Source organism: Hyalangium versicolor (assembly GCF_020103695.1).
Taxonomy (GTDB): Bacteria; Myxococcota; Myxococcia; order Myxococcales; family Myxococcaceae; genus Hyalangium; species Hyalangium versicolor.
Genome location: NZ_JAHXBF010000005.1, coordinates 392,090 through 410,507, shown reverse-complemented (window position 1 = coordinate 410,507; position 18,418 = coordinate 392,090). Strand labels below are relative to the sequence as shown.

At 67.3% G+C, this 18,418-nt stretch carries 13 protein-coding genes; 7 read left to right on the top strand and 6 right to left on the bottom strand.

From position 1 onward, the window contains the following. Positions 1-83: 83 nt before the first annotated feature. Both KY501_RS13280 and KY501_RS13275 read right to left on the bottom strand, forming a co-directional pair. On the bottom strand, positions 84-1,658 hold the full coding sequence (locus KY501_RS13280; RefSeq protein WP_224363277.1) for a sigma-54-dependent Fis family transcriptional regulator: 1,575 nt from the start codon (positions 1,656-1,658) through the stop codon (positions 84-86). A gap of 14 nt (positions 1,659-1,672) precedes the next feature. Continuing rightward, entirely contained in the window at positions 1,673-2,512 is an 840-nt protein-coding gene (locus tag KY501_RS13275) for an MBL fold metallo-hydrolase (RefSeq protein ID WP_224363276.1), read from the bottom strand. Between the two features lie 286 nt (positions 2,513-2,798). Between KY501_RS13275 and KY501_RS13270 the strand changes: the two genes are divergently transcribed. From KY501_RS13270 to KY501_RS13250, 5 genes are all read left to right on the top strand, one after another. After that, positions 2,799-3,332: a DUF4377 domain-containing protein gene (locus KY501_RS13270; RefSeq protein WP_224363275.1), complete on the top strand. Its 534-nt coding sequence runs from the start codon at positions 2,799-2,801 to the stop codon at positions 3,330-3,332. A 77-nt stretch (positions 3,333-3,409) separates the two neighbouring features. Then, positions 3,410-4,765, top strand: a complete 1,356-nt coding sequence (locus KY501_RS13265) for a TolC family protein (RefSeq protein ID WP_224363274.1) — start codon at positions 3,410-3,412, stop codon at positions 4,763-4,765. A gap of 5 nt (positions 4,766-4,770) precedes the next feature. Beyond that, positions 4,771-5,994, top strand: coding sequence for an efflux RND transporter periplasmic adaptor subunit (locus KY501_RS13260; protein WP_224363400.1), 1,224 nt, complete (start codon positions 4,771-4,773; stop codon positions 5,992-5,994). Continuing rightward, a complete protein-coding gene (locus KY501_RS13255; protein ID WP_224363273.1) occupies positions 5,991-9,092 on the top strand; it encodes an efflux RND transporter permease subunit in 3,102 nt (1,033 codons plus the stop codon). The genes KY501_RS13260 and KY501_RS13255 overlap by 4 nt, the downstream gene beginning before the upstream one ends. Positions 9,093-9,356: 264 nt before the next feature. After that, the gene (locus tag KY501_RS13250; protein WP_224363272.1) at positions 9,357-10,265 is read left to right on the top strand and encodes a DUF4382 domain-containing protein; all 909 of its coding nucleotides are present in this window, start codon (positions 9,357-9,359) and stop codon (positions 10,263-10,265) included. A gap of 18 nt (positions 10,266-10,283) precedes the next feature. Here the strand turns inward: KY501_RS13250 and KY501_RS13245 are convergent, their stop codons facing one another. Then, positions 10,284-10,889, bottom strand: a complete 606-nt coding sequence (locus KY501_RS13245; protein WP_224363271.1) for a PilZ domain-containing protein — start codon at positions 10,887-10,889, stop codon at positions 10,284-10,286. Positions 10,890-11,008: 119 nt separating this feature from the next. Further along, positions 11,009-13,339: a VIT and vWA domain-containing protein gene (locus KY501_RS13240; RefSeq protein WP_224363270.1), complete on the bottom strand. Its 2,331-nt coding sequence runs from the start codon at positions 13,337-13,339 to the stop codon at positions 11,009-11,011. A gap of 154 nt (positions 13,340-13,493) precedes the next feature. Here KY501_RS13240 and KY501_RS13235 point away from each other — a divergent pair, with 154 nt between their 5' ends. Together KY501_RS13235 and KY501_RS13230 are read left to right on the top strand one after the other, a co-directional pair. Next, on the top strand, positions 13,494-14,291 hold the full coding sequence (locus KY501_RS13235; RefSeq protein WP_224363269.1) for a hypothetical protein: 798 nt from the start codon (positions 13,494-13,496) through the stop codon (positions 14,289-14,291). Positions 14,292-14,399: 108 nt separating this feature from the next. Beyond that, positions 14,400-15,338, top strand: a complete 939-nt coding sequence (locus tag KY501_RS13230) for an NYN domain-containing protein (RefSeq protein WP_224363268.1) — start codon at positions 14,400-14,402, stop codon at positions 15,336-15,338. A gap of 8 nt (positions 15,339-15,346) precedes the next feature. Here the strand turns inward: KY501_RS13230 and KY501_RS13225 are convergent, their stop codons facing one another. Together KY501_RS13225 and KY501_RS13220 are read right to left on the bottom strand one after the other, a co-directional pair. Further along, positions 15,347-16,780, bottom strand: coding sequence for an NAD(P)(+) transhydrogenase (Re/Si-specific) subunit beta (locus tag KY501_RS13225; RefSeq protein ID WP_224363267.1), 1,434 nt, complete (start codon positions 16,778-16,780; stop codon positions 15,347-15,349). Further along, the gene (locus KY501_RS13220) at positions 16,777-18,396 is read right to left on the bottom strand and encodes a Re/Si-specific NAD(P)(+) transhydrogenase subunit alpha (RefSeq protein WP_224363266.1); all 1,620 of its coding nucleotides are present in this window, start codon (positions 18,394-18,396) and stop codon (positions 16,777-16,779) included. The genes KY501_RS13225 and KY501_RS13220 overlap by 4 nt, the downstream gene beginning before the upstream one ends. Positions 18,397-18,418 lie beyond the last annotated feature (22 nt).

The following is an 18,418-nucleotide window of genomic DNA, read 5'->3' as shown; positions in this document are numbered from 1 at the left end:
CTCGAGCCAGATACCGGAATAGGGAACGCGTCGCGGATGGGAAGAGGGGACAGTCATGGCCTCAGTTTACCCGGCCCAGGGGTTCACCCCTCGTCCGCGAATCCGTATTCCTTGAGCTTCCGCGCCAGCGTGTTGCGGCCGATCTCCAGCACCTTCGCCGCCGCCGTGCGGTTGCCCTTCACCGATTCCAGCACACGCAGGATGTGCTGACGCTCCACCTCCGCCAACGGCAGCAGATTTCCTGGCGTTGTCTTGGCTGGCGCCACCTCAGACACTGCTCCCGCCACAGGCATTGTCCGGTCCACCGTGGGCAATGGCAGGTGCTCCTCGAGGATCTCCCCCTCGCAGAGCACCACCGCGCTCTCGATGCAGTTCTCCAACTCGCGCACGTTGCCGGGCCAGCGGTAGGTCCTCAGACGCTCCAACGCGACGGAGCTCAGTTGCGGCGGCTTCAGCCGGTGCCGCTTCGCCGCCGTCGCCACGAAGTGCCGCGCCAGCCGCTCGATGTCCTCGGCCCCGCGCTCCCGCAGCGGCGGCAGCATCATCTCCACTACCTTGATGCGGTAGTAGAGATCCTCGCGGAACTTCCCCTCGGACACCATCTTCACCAGGTCCCGGTTCGTCGCCGCGACGATGCGCACGTCCACCTTGACCGTCTGCGTACCGCCCACGCGCTCGAACTCGCGATCCTGCAACACCCGCAGCAACTTGCCCTGTACCGGCAGTGGCAGCTCGCCAAGCTCGTCGATGAACACCGTGCCGCTATCCGCCGCCTCGAACTTGCCCGGAACCCGGTGGTCCGCTCCCGTGAAGGCGCCCTTCTCGTGGCCGAACAGCTCGTTCTCGATCAGCGTCGCCGGCAGCGCCGCGCAATCCACCTTCACGAACGGCTTGTCCCGCCGCGGCCCGTTGACGTGGATCGCCCGCGCAAACAGCTCCTTGCCGCAGCCGCTCTCTCCGCGCAGCAGCACCGTCGCGTCCGTGGGCGCCGCCTTCTGCACCAGCCGGTAGATCGACTTGAGTTGCGGAGACTCGCCGATGATGCGGTTGAAGAAGTAGCCCACCGGCGCCTGCGGCTGATCCTTCGCGCGCTTCAGCTCCTGGTAGAGGCTGGTGCTCTGCAGCGCCGTGCCCACCTGCGCGGCGATCGCCGTCAGCCGCTCCATGTCCTCTTCCGTGAAGCGATCTCCGCCTCGCCGGTTGAGCACTTGCAGCACGCCGTAGATGGCGCCCTCCGAGTCTCGCAGCGGCACCGCCAGCAGGCTCGTCGTCTTGTAGCCCGTGAGCCGATCGATGTCCGCGAAGAACAGGCGCTCGCCCCGGGGATCCGGGACGCTCACGGCCTCGCCCACCTTCGCCACGTGGCCCGCCACGCCCTGCCCGAGCTTCACCCGGATCTGCGACACCTCGGGCAGGTGCGCCGCGCGTGAGAACAGCTCCCCACGCGCCGGGTCCAACAGCCAGAGCGTCCCGCGATCCGCCTGCATCGTCACCGCGATGCGATCGACCAGCGTCTGGAGGAACGCGTCGAGGTCGACCTCTCGCCCGACGAGGCCTCCCACCGAGAGCAGTACCTGGCTGACATCCGAAGGCTGGGGCATGGTGGGTAGCGGCGGAAGAACGAACGCCGTGCTCCCACCATAGCATTCGTAGAGCATCGCGCCGCCCGTCCTCACTCGCTCGCAGTCCGGCCTAGCACCAGCCGCTTTCCTTCCCGCGCTGGCTCTGTCGCGAAGAAATGGTTCCGAGCCTCCTCGGCCATGTTCTCCACCAGATCGTCGTTGTGCGCCGGGTCATGGTGGAACAGCAGCAGCCGCCGGGCCTCCACCGCCGTGGCCACCTGGGCCGCATCCACCATCGTCGAGTGGCCCCAGCCCTTCTTCGGGATGCCCACCTTCCCCGAGTACTCATCCGGCGTGTACTGCGCGTCCAGGCAGAGCGCGTCCGCGCCCTCCATGAGCCGGCCCACGTCCGCCGTCAGCCCGTCCCGCGACAGCTCCACGTCCGTGGCATAGACGAAGGTGTGCCCGTCCGCCTCGACGCGGTAGGCCAGACACCCCTGCGGGTGCGGCACATCGATGGGCGTCACCTTGAACGGCCCCACCTCGATCGGCTGGCCGTGCATCGCCGAGCCGAACGCCATCTTCGAGCGCAGCACGCTCAGCGGCACCGGGAAGTTGGGCGGCTCCATCTGCTTGGCCAGCACGCTCTGCAGCGCCTGATCCCCGTTGGCGCCCGGCCCGTACATCATCAGCTCTGTCGAGCCCAGATAGGCCGGCGTGAAGAAGGGAAAGCCCTGCACATGGTCCCAGTGCAGGTGCGAGAAGAACATCGTCGCCTTCTGCGGCGGGCCTTCGCGCATCATGATCTCGCTCAGCGTGCGGATGCCCGTGCCCGCATCGAGGATGAGCCGGTGGCCCTGGCTCGTCACCTCCACGCACGCCGTGTTGCCACCGATGCGCGACCCCGACACCGCGATGCTGCCCCGAACGCCGAAGAACCGGACTTCCATGGTGATCCTCCTCGAGATTTCTCACGGCCCCTGGGACCGCGCTGACGTTTTCGTGTAAACCGCTGACGTTCAGGCGTAAGAGCAGGGATGATGCCAGTTTGTAACCAATCGGAATCACAGGTGTTGGGCAGGAATGGGGACACCGGGATGCACCACTTTGGAGCGCACTGGATCAGGACGCTCGCGCCATTCCGGAACATCCTGGTTGGCAAGGAGTTCAGTTTTTTGAAGTGGGCTCGGAGGTGAGGTAGGGGCCGGCGCCCCGAGCTGATTCGAGGAGCGACACATGAGGCCGTTCAAGCGCATTGGGTTCCTGGTGGCTGGGGTCGTGCTGGGGCTCGCCGGGTGCGGGGAATCGGGAGTGGAGTACGGGATCTCCCCCGCCAAGTTGGCGTGCCAGGGCGTGGGCCCCGGCTTCTGCCCGATAGGCGTCAACCGGGAGACCGGGGAGCGAACGATCTTCCATGAGATTGAAGGGCTCGAGTTCAGCTGGGGCGTGATCCAGCGAGTCCGCATCTCCGAGCACGAGGTGAAGAATCCTCCCGCGGATGGTTCCTCGATTCGCTACGTGGTGGAGGAAGTCCTCGAGACGCAGCACGCTCCGTTTGATGCGGTGGTCGATCTTGGAATGAATCGGGAGTACCTCACGGGCACTCGCGCCAGTGGCTATGCGTTGATCGACTCCACTCCCTTGAAGTGTGGGACCAGTGCGGTGTGCGACAAGCTCGAGCAGAAAATGGGCAGCACCGAGGAGTTCACTCTCAGCCTGGAATACCCCACCGCCGCGGGTGACCCGTTGCTCCTTCGAGACATTCGTTGAGGGCGCTCGGCGCGGCGGATCGGAATAAAGGGAGCGGTGGAGGATTCTGGGGCGCACGCGCTCGTTTCACCTTCGCTATGTTCACCGTTCGACCTTTCCTCGTCGCGCCGATCTGGGCCTGTCTGGCCCTGGGTTCTCTGGAAGCCGCAGCGCAGAGTCCGGAGCCCGGGGCCCGACCCTTGGAGGAGGCTCAGGGCGAGCCTCTGACCCTCGAGCGCGCGGTGGCGCTGACCGCCGAGCGCAATGAGACGGCGCTGGCGGCCCAGAAGCGAGCCGAGGCCGCGGACGCGCGCGTGGCACGGGCTCGGGCCTTCTTCTTCCCCGAGCTGACTGTCACCGGGACCTACACCCGCCGCATGCGCGAGTCGGTGCGCGACGTGGATGGCCAGCAGGTGGTGAGCCAGCGACGCAATGCGTTGGGCGCCACGGCCGTGGCTCGGATGACGGTGTTCGACGCGCGCGGCTTTCCGCTGTACCGGGCCGCGAAGCTCCAGGGACAGGCCGCGGGCCTGGATGCGCGCGAGGCACGGCGCCTGGTGGCCTTCGAGGCGGCGGATGCCTTCCTGGCCACGCTGGGGGCCCAGCAGGTGTACGAGGCGTCCGTCCGGCGGCTCGACTTCGCCCGGCAGAGCCTGCAGGACGCGAAGGCTCGGGCCGAGGCTGGCCTGGCCAGTACCAATGACGTGACGCGCGCCGAGCTGGAGTTCTCCAGCGCCGAGGTGCAACTCGCCCAAGCTCGCGGCGACGCCGACACCAACCGCATCGAGCTGGGCTTCCTGCTGGTGACGCCCGTGGAGGGACCGCTGGCGCTGCCCGAACCTGTGCTCGCCGAGGCGGCCCGGCCGCCGGATTCGTTCAACGTGTTGGGCCAGGGGGCGGAGGAGCGGCGGCTCGACGTGCTCTCCGCGAGGCTCAAGGTCCAGGCTCAGCAGGCCTCCGCCCAGGAGCCGCTGGCCCGCTTGTTTCCTTCGCTCGGGTTGAGCGGGCAGTACCGCCTCACCAATGAGCCGGGCCTCGCCGGCCGCACGGGGGACGGGTTCCTGGCGCTCGATCTCACGTGGAACCTCTTCGATGGGGGTGAGCGGTACGCGGAGCGGCGCGAGCAGGTGGCGCTGGCTCAGGCCCTGGAACTGGAGACCACCGCGCTCACCCGCCGGGTGGGCGTGGACATCCAGCGGGCGCAGGTGGTGCTGAGCAACTCCCAGGCTGCCCTTCGGCAGAGCGAGCTGGCCGCGGCGCAAGCTCGCAAGAACGCGGAGGAGACGGGGATTCTCTATCGACAGGGGCTGTCCACCGCGCTGGCTGTGGCGGACGCCTCACTGCGCCTGTTCGAGGCGGAAGTGGCGGCGGCTCGTGCGCGCTACACCTTGGGGGTGGCGCTGTTGGATCTCCGGGCGGCTGTGGGACTCGATCCTCTCGGGAAGGAGCCGTGATCGTGATGCGTGCGAAGGGGCTGCTGGCAGTGGTGGCCGTGGCCGTGGCTCTGGGAGCAGGCTGTGGCCGCAAGGATGCGGGAGGCGCCCCGGGCGGAGGTCCGCAGGCAGGCAAGGGCGGTGGCGGGGGGGCGGGAGGCGGAGGGGGCCGAGGGGCCATGCAGTTCCCCGTCGAAGTGACTCCCGTTGATGTCCAGGACGTCGAGTACGTGGTGAGCGCGGTGGGCTCCGTGGAGGCCTTCGAACGGGTGCAGATCACCGCCCGCGTGGCGGGAGTCGTGGAGCGCGTGGGCTTCACGGAGGGCCAGGCGGTGAAGAAGGGCGACGTGCTGGCGGAGATCGAGCCCACCCGCTACAGCCTGGCGGTGAGCGCGGCGAAGGCGGCGCTGGAGAAGGCGCAGGCCTCGGCTTCTGAGGCGCAGGCGGGAGCCCAGCGGCGGGCGGCGGTGAACGAGCAGCGCCCGGGCCTGTTGCCTGCGGAGGAGCTCCAGACTTTCGAGACGCGGGCGCGCACGGCGGCGGCAGAGGTGAGCGCGGCGAAGGCGGCGTTGGACCAGGCGGAGCTGAACCTGCGCGATGCGTACGTGAAGGCGCCCATGGACGGGGTGTTGCAGACGCGCACGGTGCAGACGGGCCAGTACGTGCAGCCGGGCTATGTCCTGGCCACGCTGCTGCGCCGCGATCCGTTGCTGCTGCGCTTCCGCGTGCCGGAGGCGGACGTGGCGCGGATCAAGCCGGGCATGGCGGCGCGCTTCACGGTGCGCTCGGACAGCGGCACCTATGAGGCGAAGATCACCTATGTGGCGGCTGCGGCGGACGATCAGAGCCGCATGGTGCCGGTGACGGCCGAGGTGTCCAAGGAGTCTGCTGAATCCCTGCGGCCCGGAGCCTTCGCCACCGTCGCGGTCCCTGTGGCCACGGCGAAGGGCGCACCAGTTGTCCCCCAGACGGCGGTGCGGCCCAGCGAGCGCGGCTTCCTGGCCTACGTGGTCGAGGGAGACAAGGCGCGTGAGCGCGTGCTGGAGCTCGGGCTGCGCACGGCGGATGGCCGGGTGGAGGTGCGTGAGGGCATCAAGCCGGGAGAGCGCATTGTTGTGCGCGGCGCCGAGGCTCTGAAAGACGGAGCCCCGGTGCGCATCGCGGAGGGTGCGAAGCCCGAGTTGTCGGGCGAGCCGCGCAAACAACCGGTGGGCCGAGACAACGGTGGTAGCGGAGGGGCCGCGCAATGAGCCTGACCGAGGCCTGCATCAAGAAGCCCGTCTTCGCGTGGATGTTGATGGCGGCCACCATCGTCTTCGGACTGGTGGCCGCTCAGCGTATCGGCATCAGCCAGTTCCCGGACGTGGACTTCCCTACGATCAACATCTCCGTCACCTGGGAGGGCGCGTCCCCCGAGGCGGTGGAGAGCGATCTGATCGAGCCCATCGAAGAGGCGGTGATGCAGGTGGAGGGCGTCAAGTCGCTGACCTCCACGGCGCGCCAGGGCAGTGCCTCCATCACGGTGGAGCTGGACCTGTCCCGCAACGTGGACCTGGCGTTGCAGGACGTGCAGACGAAGGTGAGCCAGGCCCAGCGGCGGTTGCCGGAGGACGTGGATCCGCCCGTCATCTCCAAGACGAATCCCGAGGACCAGCCCATCATGTGGATCGGGCTGTCCGGGCCCTATTCGCCGCAGATGCTGAGTGACTACGCGCGCTACCGCGTGAAGGAGAAGCTGCAGACGGTGGAGGGCGTGGGCGAGGTGACGCTGGGCGGTGCGCTCGAGCGCAACGTGCGCATCTGGGTGGATGCCCAGAAGCTGGACTCCAAGGGACTCACCGTCACGGACGTGATCGCCGCGCTCCAGCGCGAGCACGTGGAATTGCCCGCCGGGCGCATCGAGACGGAGGGGCGTGAGGTCAACGTTCGTGTCATGGGCGAGGCGCTGGATCTGGAGACGCTGCGCAACATCATCATCCGCCAGCAGGCGGGCTCGCCGGTGTACCTGTCCGACGTGGCGCTGGTGGAGGATGGCTTCGAGGACGTGCGCCGCCTGTCTCGCGTGGACGGCAATCCCGCGCAGGGCATGGGCATCCGCAAGCAGCGTGGCGCCAACGCGGTGGGCGTGGCCCAGGGCGTGCGCGCCGTGCTGGCCGAGCTCCAGAAGGAGCTGCCCAAGGACATGATCCTGGGCATCAACTTCGACTCGACGGGCTTCATCGAGGAGAGCGTCCACGAGATCGAGGTGGAGCTGCTGTTGGCATGCGCGCTGACGGCGCTGGTGTGCTGGATGTTCCTGGGCTCGGTGTCCAGCACGCTCAACGTGATCCTGGCCATTCCCATGTCGCTGCTGGGCACGGTGGCCGTCATCTACTTCCTGGGCTTCACGCTCAATACCTTCACCTTGCTCGGGTTGGCCCTGGCAGTGGGTATCGTGGTGGACGACGCCATCATGGTGCTGGAGAACATCTACCGGCACGCGGAGATGGGGAAGGAACGGGTGCGCGCCGCGCGCGAGGGCACCTCCGAGATCACCTTCGCGGCGCTGGCGGCCACGCTGGCGGTGGTGGCCATCTTCCTGCCCGTTGTCTTCATGAAGGGGATCATCGGCAAGTTCTTCCTCCAGTTTGGCGTCACCCTCTGCGTGGCGGTGCTGCTGTCCTACCTGGAGGCCATCACCCTGGCGCCGGCCCGGTGCGCCCAGCTGCTGCGGGCCGGGCGCGAGCACCGGGGGCGCGTGGGCCTGATGGTGGACCGGGGCTTCGTGAAGCTGGAGAACCTGTACGAGCGCGTACTCGGCAAGGCGCTGAAGCGGCCTTGGTGGGTGCTGGCGGCTGCGGCGTTGATGCTGGCCGCCTCGGGGGTGGCCTTCAAGGCGCTGTCCGCCGAGTTCGTTCCCTCCCAGGATCAGAGCCGCTTGTCGGTGCGCCTGCAGACGGCGGTGGGCAGCAGTCTCGATGAGACGAACCGGCTCTTCCAGAAGGCGGAGGAGTTCGCCGCCAGCCGTCCCGAGGTGGACAAGGTCTTCGCGGTGATCGGCGGCATGGGAGGCGGTGGCTCGGCGGTGAACTCGGGCAACCTGATGGTGACCCTGAAGCCACCGGACCAGCGCATGCCCCAGGCGCAGTTCCAGCAACTGCTGCGCAAGGAGCTCAACTCGTACCCGGGCCTGCGCGCGGTGGTGCAGGACCTGTCCCAGAGCGGCTTCACCGCGCAGCGAGGCTTCCCAGTGGAGTTCAGCGTGCGTGGCTCGGATTGGGACAAGCTGGTGGATGCCAGCATGGAGCTGCGTGACAAGCTCCAGGCCAGCGGCAAGGTGGTGGACGTGGACACGGACTACCAGCTCGGCATGCCGGAGCTGCGCATCACTCCGGATCGGGCTCGCGCCGCGGATCTGGGCATCTCCATCGAGTCCGTGGCCGCCACCATCAACTCACTGGTGGGCGGTGTGCGCGTGGGCAAGTACAGCACCGGTGGGCGGCGCATCGACGTGCGGCTGCGGCTGCTGGCCGATCAGCGCTCGCGGCCGGAGGATCTCTCGCGGCTCAAGGTGCGCACCGCCAGTGGTGAGCTGGTGCCGCTCTCCTCACTGGTGCAGCAGGAGGAGCGTCCGGCGCTGCAGGCCATCACCCGCCGCGAGCGCGAGCGCGCCATCAGCATCTTCGCCAACGTGGCTCCGGGCGCCAGCCAGGAGGAAGCCATTGGCACCGTGGAGAAGCTGGCCAAGGAGCTGCCAGGAGGCACCCGCGTGGTGCTCGGCGGCGCCAGCGTGGCCTTCCGCGAGTCCATGAGCAGCCTGGTGTTCGCGCTCTTCCTGGGGATCGGCGTGGCGTACATGGTGCTCGCCTCGCAGTTCAACTCGTTCCTCCATCCGGTGACGGTGCTCACGATCCTTCCGCTGTCGGTGGCGGGAGCCGCGTTCGCGCTGGGCGCCACGGGCACCACGCTCAACATCTTCAGCATGATCGGCCTGTTGCTGTTGATGGGGATCGTGAAGAAGAACTCGATCATCCTCGTGGACTACGCCCTGCAGCAGCGCGAGCAGGGTGCCAATGCCGTGGAGGCCATGCTGCGCGCGGGGCCGGTGCGGCTGCGGCCCATCCTGATGACGTCCATCGCCACGATGATGGCGGCGGTGCCAGCGGCGCTCGCGCTCGGTGCGGGCAGCGAGACGCGTCAGCCCATGTCCATCGCGGTGCTGGGCGGCTTGTCCGTCTCCACCGTGTTGAGCCTCCTGGTGGTCCCTGCCTTCTATGTCGTGGCGGACCGCGCCAAGGCGCGACTGGGACGGCTCTTCGGCCGCGAGCAGAAGCCAGCGCAGGATGAAGTACACCCCGCGCAGAGCTGATCCGCGCTGGGACTCGGAGTGCCGAGCGGTTCACGCGCGTGCGCGGCCTCGCGTAGGCCTGGAGCATGAAACACGTGCTCCTGGCCGCTGCTCTGGTCTTGTCTCCCGCACATGGTGACGATGTGTCACCGCGGTCAGAAATAGAGACGTGGAAGTTCTTCAGGCTGGGTGTTTCTCCGCGGCTCGCGGTGTGTCGGGCCGTGGCCGATGGTCTCGCGGGACGGTCTCTCCGCCGATGTTGGAGGTATTCACTGGGAGACATCCATGCGGCGCATCCACATCCTGGCTTCCTGCCTCCTGCCTCTTGCGCTCGGGCTCATCGGCTGTAGGGGTGACAGCAAGGTCACAATCAAGCTCACCGACGCTCCGGGGAACTTCAAGCGCGCCGTCGTCACCATCTCCGAGGTCGAGCTGCTGGGTGAGGGTGAGAACAACCGGGTCGTTCTGCTCAACCAGGCGAAGACCACCGATCTGCTCACGCTGGCGAACGACACCGCCGATCTGGTGAAGGACGCCGTCGTTCCCTCTGGCACCTACAAGGAGCTGCGCTTCGTCATCACCAGCGCCTTCATCGAGGTCGAGGAGGAGGAGGGTTCCTCGCGGATACACGCCTCGTCGCCGAGCTGCGAAGGTCTGCCCATGGGCGCGCAGGTCGCTGGCGATCTGCGGATGCCCAGCTACGGGCAGTCCGGCCTCAAGGTGAAGATCGCAGACCCTCTCGAGGTGGAGGGTGACCAGAAGGTCATCCTCGTGGACTTCGACGTGGCGCAGAGCTTCGGCCGGCTTGCGGGCAACTCGGGCCAGTGGGTCATGAGCCCCGTCATCAAGGCCGCCGAGATCACCTTCAGCAGCACGGTGACGCTGACGCTGACGAAGGGTGCCGACGTCATCCTGCCCAGCGTGAACGATTTGCCGGTCACCCTGGCGGACTTCAGGGCGTCCCTCTCGAACACCGCTGGCACCGTGGAGACGGTGGCCTTCACGGATGCCAACAGCGATGGCACCTTCGAGGCCCAGTTCAAGTTCCTCATCCCCGGTGACTTCTCGGCGTCCATCGTCGGCCCTGAAGGGGTGACGTTCGCCACGAATCCAGCAAGCCCCACGCCCGTGGAGGTGGGCTCGGGCAAGCAGGTGAGTGTGGCGTTCACGCTGAGCTCGGCGAACGCCCAGTAGACACGCGAAGGCGGGCGGCTACTTCTCGGGCGCGGGCAGGAAGGGCTTGAGCTGCTCCTCGAGCGCCTTCTTGTCGGTGAACACGACGGAGACACCCGCGCGCGTGTTGCCCGGCAGGGCGATGTGCACCACCGAACTCTCCTGCTCCACCGTCGCGTTGGCGAAGTCCAGGCAGAAGGAGACGATCACCTTGTCCTGGATGCGCAGCGGCTTCTCCGTGGGGATGAATATCCCGCCCGCCCGCAGCTCGCGCTTGTAGGCCGCCTGGAGCTCCTCGGCGGAGGCGTAGTGCAGCTCGAATGTCGTCGTGTCCTGGTGGACGATGTCCGCCACCACCTCGCCCGGGTAGAGGAAGCGCACCCCGAAGCCCCCCGCATCCACCTGACGAAGCTCGGGAGGCACCTTCCGGTGCCGCTGCACGATCCCCTCGAAGAGCACGAAGTTCTTCGGGTCCAGCTGCACCTGCAGGTGCACCCGCGTGTCCAGCGGCACCAGGTCCCGGGTGAGGATGAAGGCGCCGCCCTTGGAGATGTCGCCGGTGACTCCTTGTTTGGACAGATCAGTGGTGCCGAACCGGACCGTGTACTGCTTCTTGAATCTCCGGTGCTGCCGCCGCTCCGCCATCGGGACCTCCCAGGGGGGCCTGGAACCTGCCCCCCTGTCCTACCTCAAAGTCTGCCATGGTCCCGTATTTTCAGCACAATGCTCCCCGGGAGGCAGGGCCCGGGGCCCGATGTGCCGGGTTACTTGAGGAAGGCCCGGATCTTGCCTTCGTCCTCCTCACCGTCCGGCCCGATGACGATGCTCTTGCCCTTGGCCACTCGCACCATCACCCGGTCGCCGAGCGCGAACGCATCCTTGAGCTCTGGCCGGGCCTGGAGCAGCGCGAAGTAGCCCTTGGACAGGAACTTCACTTTGAGTTGCTGGCCCGGGTTGGAGAGCGCCTCGGAGTCGATCCAGCCGCCATCACGGAAGAGGAAGGTCCGGCCCGCGGCCACGCGCACTGGGTCGCTCGCGGAGGGGCCGCGCTCCTGCTCCTTCATCTTCTTCGTGGCGCGAGAGACGGCTACGGCGCCCTTGCCCTCGGCCATGGTCATGGACTCGGCCGGAGCGGCTGCGGCCGAGGGAGCCATCGCGCCGCGCAAGCCGCCACCTGTGCTCCCGCTCTTCGCGCCGAAGACGTCATCGAAGTCATCTCCAGCCCCGTCGGCTTCCGCCTTGCGCTCAGGTTCCGGCACGGGCGCCGAGCCCGGGCGAGGTGCCGATCGATCCATCCACGGACGAGGAGGCGGGGGCGGCATGTTGTTGTTGGCGACCATCGGCTCGTCCTCCACCACCAGGTAGCTGGTGTACGGCGTGACGATGCCGAACTTCTTGCCCAGGGTGATGACCTCGTCGCGAAGCTCGGGACGCTCGCCGCGCAGGCGGATCTCCTCCAGCAGGAAGCCCACCTTGCGGATGGCCCACAGCCGGGGAATGAAGTCGTCGCGCGAGGCCTCGCGGGGCGCCGTGGTGCCATAATCGAAGGTGCGCTTGTCGCCGTTCACGTAGCCAGTGAGGACCACCTTGGCGTCCCCGGGCTTGCGGTAGCGACCCATCACCACCAGCTGCGTCCCCTTGAAGAGGTCCGGCAGCTTGCGCGGATAGAGATCGTACGCGTCGATGGAGGACAGATCGACAGCCAGGTCCGCCAGCACGGGGTTGCTGACCTTGTCGTAGAAGCTGGAGACCTTGGTCTCGAACTCCTTGCCGTCGCGGACGAAGTCCGAGGTGCCGTTGCCATCGGCGGAGAGCCGATCCAGCAGGCGCGCATTGAGATCCTCGCCGACGCCGAAGGTGAACACGCGCGTCTTCGTCTTCCGGCCGTCCTTGGCATGCTGGGCAATCACGCCCTCGTCCGTCTCGCCGATGGTGGGCTGGCCGTCGGTGATGAAGAGGAGCAGGTGAGGGGTGGGGGACTTGCCGTCATTGTCCTGGAGGCCGCGCACGAGCGCTTCGTCGATCGCCGTGCCGCCGAGGGCCTCCATCTGCTCCACGAAGGAGACGGCCTTCTGGATGTTCTCCTGGGAGGCCTGCTTGAGCCCGGGGAAGAGGGGCTCCACGTCGGTGGAGAAGCGCACGACGTTGAAGGTGTCCTGGGGGTTGAGCCGCGTGACGCAGTACTTGAGCGCGTCCTTGGCGATCTTCATGCGGCCGCCCTGCATGGAGCCCGAGGTGTCGATGACGAAGGTGACGCGCTTGGCGCCGATCTCGTTGGGGCTGACCTCGGTCTTGGGAGCGATGAGGGCCAGGAAGTAGCCGGGCTCGTCGGCCTGCTTGTACGTGAGCAGCGACAGGCCCACGGCCTTGTCCGAGACGGAGTAGTACAGGTCGAGATCCTTCGAGAGATCGGCCTGGCCCACCTGCTCCATGCCCACGATCGCGTTGGCCTCGCCACGGCGGGACACATCGACCTGGTGCGTGGGCGAGTAGATGCTGCGCAGAGGAGTCTTGCTGGACAGCTTGGCGCTGAAGGTGAAGTCGTGCGTCGCCTTGCCGCCCACGAGCCGCCAGTCGGAGGGTTGGGCCTTGGCCGTGGCGCCGAGTGGGTAGTGATAGTGGTAGAGGCCGCTGGAGTAGTTGAGCACCTGGCTGAAGGTGAGCTCCACCTTCTGCTCACCCCGAGCGGGGACGGGGAAGACGCGCACGCGGAACACATCGGTGTCGACGTACTCGAGCAGGCCTGGGTCGGCGAGCCGGCGGACGATGCCCTCGTAGATGCTGGTGGCCTTCTCCTTCTCGAGCATCTCGCCCTTGGTCTTCTTGCCGTTGATCCAGAGATAGAACTCGGAGAGGGCAGCGCCCTTGGGGAGGGGGAAGATGTAGTGGGCCTCGAGCTGCGAGGGACCGTTGTTCTCGAACACCTGCTCCACGCGGGTGACGGCGGTGCCGTCCTGGATTTCGACGCTGACGCGCTGGCTCTTGATGGCCAGGGGCTGGGCGTTGGGGGTGGTAGGCAGCAGCAGCCCCTGGGCCGAGGCGAGCAAGGGCACCAGGAAGGCGGTGAGCAGCAGCAGGCGTTGTGGGGTGTACACGGGTCTCTCCTCTACGGTCCGAGGACTGCTTCAACGCACGAGCCTTCGGCGCGGTCTACCTACATGGACGCCCATCTTTCGCGATACCCTGGTTTTCGTCGAGCCCCCCTTCGGATCAGAGGGGCTCGAGTCACGTCCGGGCTATCGTGAGCGGATGAGTCAGCCAGCCTGGGCCACGAGAGGCCCCGCTCGGAACCATGCCTGCCGGAGTCTGCTTTTCGGAGTTCTTCTCGCGGGCTCGGTGGCGTTCGCGGAGCGCCTCACGGTCAATCCCGAGACACAGCTCTCGATGGATTTCAGCCTGGAGGGGGCAACGGTCTGCATCCGCATTCCCACCTCGGCGTTCGATCCCCAGGCGTGCGCGGGCATTCCTCGGGAAGAAGTGGAGTCCTCCCAGCGGAAGAACGTGCGTGCGCAAGTCGTCCTCCGGCAGCCTGAGCATGTGCTCGTCCTCACGGTGGCGAGCATCCCGAGGCCCGGGATCGGGCAGATGTACGATCAGCAGATCCAAGGCTTCATCGAAGGCACGATGCAGAACCTGTCCCAGGAGTTCGGGGCCTCGACGCACCTGGTCGACAGCAAGGCCAGTCCGTACACCCTCGAAAAGGTGGGGACTGTTCCGGTGGCCCGCTGGGAATACACGACGGATCTGCCGGAGTCGGACTTGCGGGCGAACACGGCCAGCGCGGTGGTCTACCTGATCCCCTCGCGTGACACGCTCGACATTCTCTCTCTCAATACCCACCGGCGGGACCTCGATGCGGCTCGGAAGGCTGGCGCGCAGATCATCTCGACGATGCAGGTCCCGCTCACGATCGACGCGAAGGAGTTTGGTGGGAACATGCCGGTCGCGATGGGCATGAACTTCGGGACGGTGATGGTCCCGGTGGTGCTCGTGATCGGGATCATGGGGTTGTTGTGGTGGCGGCACCGGAGGGCCAGCCGTAGATAAGAGAGAAGCCCCACGGCCTCTCGGGAAGAGAGTAGGGTGGGGCCGTAGCTCTTCCGGCTCTCCTGAGCCCGCGCCAACCTGGCGCCCCAGCCCTCTCCGAGACGGCCCTTGAACGGACAGACCGAGCACCGCATCGCCCTTTTTCTCGACTTCGAGAACCTCGTCACCAACACCGGCATCAGCGCCGCGAACTTTGATCTGCAGCCCTCCCTCGACCGCCTGCTGGAGAAGGGCAAGGTGGTGTTCCGCCGTGCCTACTGCGACTGGTCCCGCTTCCCGGACGCCAAGACGCGCCTGCACGAGTACGGGGTGGAGCTGCTGGATGTGCCGCCCTCGACCCGGTCGGGGAAGAACGGGGCGGACATGCGCCTGGTCATCGACGCACTGGAGCTGTGCTACGCGCGCGAGCACATCGACACGTTCGTCATCGCCTCGGGTGACAGCGACTTCTGTCCGCTGGCGTACAAGCTGCGCGAGAACGGCCGCACGGTGATCGGACTGGCGGTGAAGGGCTCCACGTCGCCGCTCTTCGTGAAGGCATGTGACGAGTTCCTGTACCTGCGCCCCAAACAGGCCCGTGGGGAGAAGGACAAGGGCGACTCGGTCAGCGCCGAGGAGCCGGCGCGCGGCTCACGTTCCGGACACCGTGGCGCCAAGGGGCATGGGAGCAAGGCGCACGAGCCGGAGGCGCCCGCGGGTGCGCAGAAGGGGCGTCCGAAGGTTCCGGATATTGCTCGATCGGTGGTGAAGCGGCTGCTGGGGAGCGCGGCGGGCCCCATCAACCCGTCGCTCATCAAGGAGACCATTGTCCGCAAGGAGCCGGACTTCGACGAGCGGGATCACGGCTTCCCCACGTTCGCCAAGATGCTCGAGGCGATGGAGCAGGAGGGATTGCTCAAGCGGCAGCAGCAGGGCCGCCAGTGGTACGTGGTGACTCCCGAGGCGGCACCGGCGCGCAGCGGGCACGCGAAGCGCGGCGCGGCGCATGAGGCGGAGGAGGACGAGGAGCTGGAGTCCTACCCGGATCCCGAGGACGCAGAGGGGTAGGGCTCCAATCACGCTGCCTTGGATCTGCCGACCACGGACAGCAGCGCCTCGATGGACTTGCGCGCGTCGCCGAATAGCATGCGCGTGTTGTCCAGGAGGAACAGCGGGTTCTCCACTCCCGCGTAGCCCGCCGCCATGCCGCGCTTGAGTACCACCACGAGCTTGGACTTCCACACCTCGAGCACCGGCATCCCGTAGATCGGGCTGGACGCATCATCCAATGCGCCCGGATTGACGATGTCGTTGGCGCCAATCACCAGCACCACATCCGTGGTCGCGAAGTCGTGATTGATGTGCTCCATCTCCTGGACGATGTCGTACGGCACGCCCGCCTCGGCCAGCAGCACGTTCATGTGCCCCGGGAGCCGGCCCGCCACCGGGTGGATCGCGAAGCGGACGTTCACGCCCTTCTCGCGCAGTTCTCGCGTGAGTTCCTCCACGGCGTTCTGCGCACGCGCCACAGCCATGCCGTAGCCCGGCACGATGATGACGTTCTTCGCCGCGTTCAGCCGAGCCGCCGTCTCGTCCGCGGACAGCTCGCGCACCTCGCCCGAGCGAGGCCCCACGGACGGTTTCACATCCCCCGTGCCGAAGCCGCCGAAGACGACGTTGAGGATCGACCGGTTCATCGCCCGGCACATGATGATGGACAGGATCGCTCCACTGGCGCCCACCAGCGCGCCGGTGACGATGAGCAGATCGTTGGCGAGCACGAAACCCGCCGCCGCCGCCGCCCACCCCGAGTAGCTGTTGAGCAGCGACACCACCACCGGCATGTCCGCGCCGCCAATGGCCATCACCAAGTGGATGCCCAGCAGGCCCGCCAGCACCGTCATCACCAGCAGCCACACCAGGCCAGCGCCCGGCCCGCTGGCTGCCACGAAGGGCACGGCCAGGCCGACAATCCCCGCGGCAATCGCGGCGTTGATCGCATGCCGGCCTGGCAGCAGCAACGGCTTGCCGGAGAGGCTCCCCCGCAGCTTGGCCCAGGCGATGATGGACCCCGTGAAGGTGAGCGCGCCCACGGCCACGCCCACCCAGATCTCCACCATGGCGACGATATGGGCCGCGCCGGTCAGCTCATGAGCGCCCGCGCGAGGCGCCAGATAGGAGGAGATGCCCACCAGCACTGCTGCCAATCCGACGAAGCTGTGAAGGATGGCGACCAGCTCCGGCATGCCCGTCATCTCCACCCGGCGAGCCAGCACCGAGCCGATGACCGAGCCCACCAGCACCGAGCCCACCAGCAGCGGCAGGCCGGCTCCGAACGAGCCTTCCCGTGTGAGCAGCCAGGTAATGCCGGCCACGCCCACCGCGAGCGCCATGCCGACCATGCCGTACAGGTTTCCGCGCGCCGCCGTCTCCTGCTTGGAGAGTCCTCCGAGGCTGCGGATGAAGAGCACGCCCGCCAGGAGGTAGGCAATGGCAGTGATGCCGCTCATGCGCCACCTCCGGGATTCTTCCGGAACATCTTCAGCATGCGTTGTGTCACCAGGAAGCCGCCCGAGATGTTGATGGCGGCCACGAGCACGGCGAGCGCTCCCAGGATGGAGGCCAGATCCACATCGCTTCCAATCTGGAGCATGCCGCCGATGATGATGATGCCGCTGATGGCGTTGGTGACGCTCATCAGGGGCGTGTGCAGGGCCGGAGTGACGCTCCAGATCACCTGCCAGCCCACGAAGCACGCCAGGATGAAGACGGTGAAGTGCTTGAGGAAGTCCTCGGGAGCGAAGCGGCCCAACACGAACAGGACACCGATCACGAGCAAGCCGCCGATCGTCGTGCCCCAGGCGCGGCGCGAGGGCGCCATGATGGCTTGTTGTTGAGGCTTCGCATCCGCGGGAGGCGGCTTCGGGGCGGGTTTGGCCGGCGCGGCCGGGGAGGGCTCCTTGCGCGGCGGTGGAGGCAGCAATTCGCCCCCGTGGGTGATGAGCGCCGGGCGCACCACGTCGTTCTCCAGATCGACGTGGAACTTGTCGCCCGCGCCCATCTCCGTAATCAGATGCACCAGGTTGTTGGCGAAGAAGCGGCTGGCGGTGCCAGCCATGCGGCTGGCCAGATCCGTAAAGCCGATGATCTTCACCCCATTGAATTCGACGATCTCCCCCGGCTTGCACAGCTCGCAGTTGCCGCCCTGTTCGGCAGCCATGTCCACGACGATCGAGCCGGGCTTGAGCTTGTCCACCACATCCCGCGGCAACAGGATCGGCGCCCGGGTGCCGGGCACGAGCGCGGTGGTGATGATGATGTCCACCTCCGCCGCCTGCTGGCGGAACAGGGCCATCTCCGCGTCGATGAACTCCTTGCTCATCGTCTTGGCGTAGCCGCCCCCGCCTTCGCCGCTCTCCTGGATGTCGACCTGGAGGAACCTGGCCCCCAGGCTCTCCACCTGCTCACGCGCGGCGGCGCGCACATCGAAGGCGCGTACCTCCGCGCCCAGGGACTTCGCGGCGGCGATCGCGGCCAGTCCCGCCACGCCGGCACCGATGATGAGCACGCGAGCCGGCGGAGTCGCTCCCGCGGCGGTGATCTGTGGACTGAAGAAGCCTTGGTAGTGCTGTGCGGCCTCGATCACGGCGCGGTAGCCGGCCAGGTTCGCCATGGAGCTGAGCACGTCCATCTTCTGGGCGCGCGTCACCCGAGGGATGCGCTCCAGCGCGATGGCCGACAGCTTGAGCGACTGAAGGACCGGGGGGAGCTCTGGATGGCGCTCCGGCTGCAGCAGCGAGATGAGCGTGATGCCCGGCCGGGCCCGTGAAGCCTCCTCCGGCGTCGGCGGGCGAACCTTCACGACGACGTCAGCGGCCTTCCAGAGCGCGTCGGCCGTGTCGGCCAGCGTGGCGCCCGCCGCGGCATACGCGTCGTCGGAGATGCCGGAATCGGAGCCCGCGCCTTTCTCGACGGAGACTTCGAAGCCGAGTTCACGAAGCTTGCGGATGGACTCGGGGGTCGCAGCAACGCGCCGCTCACCCGGGAGGATTTCTCGAGGAACTCCGATACGAATTGCAGCCTCCTTGGCGAGGGGTGCGCGAAAGATAGCCGCAAAAAGCGGCAACCCCTACGCCAGAACAACCCGG

Bases quoted from the DNA above. Each gene is read 5' to 3' on its own strand.
- KY501_RS13280 (WP_224363277.1), bottom strand. From the start codon at position 1,658: ATGCTCTACGAATGCTATGGTGGGAGCACGGCGTTCGTTCTTCCGCCG.
- KY501_RS13275 (WP_224363276.1), bottom strand. From the start codon at position 2,512: ATGGAAGTCCGGTTCTTCGGCGTTCGGGGCAGCATCGCGGTGTCGGGG.
- KY501_RS13270 (WP_224363275.1), top strand. From the start codon at position 2,799: ATGAGGCCGTTCAAGCGCATTGGGTTCCTGGTGGCTGGGGTCGTGCTG.
- KY501_RS13265 (WP_224363274.1), top strand. From the start codon at position 3,410: ATGTTCACCGTTCGACCTTTCCTCGTCGCGCCGATCTGGGCCTGTCTG.
- KY501_RS13260 (WP_224363400.1), top strand. From the start codon at position 4,771: ATGCGTGCGAAGGGGCTGCTGGCAGTGGTGGCCGTGGCCGTGGCTCTG.
- KY501_RS13255 (WP_224363273.1), top strand. From the start codon at position 5,991: ATGAGCCTGACCGAGGCCTGCATCAAGAAGCCCGTCTTCGCGTGGATG.
- KY501_RS13250 (WP_224363272.1), top strand. From the start codon at position 9,357: ATGCGGCGCATCCACATCCTGGCTTCCTGCCTCCTGCCTCTTGCGCTC.
- KY501_RS13245 (WP_224363271.1), bottom strand. From the start codon at position 10,889: ATGGCGGAGCGGCGGCAGCACCGGAGATTCAAGAAGCAGTACACGGTC.
- KY501_RS13235 (WP_224363269.1), top strand. From the start codon at position 13,494: ATGAGTCAGCCAGCCTGGGCCACGAGAGGCCCCGCTCGGAACCATGCC.
- KY501_RS13225 (WP_224363267.1), bottom strand. From the start codon at position 16,780: ATGAGCGGCATCACTGCCATTGCCTACCTCCTGGCGGGCGTGCTCTTC.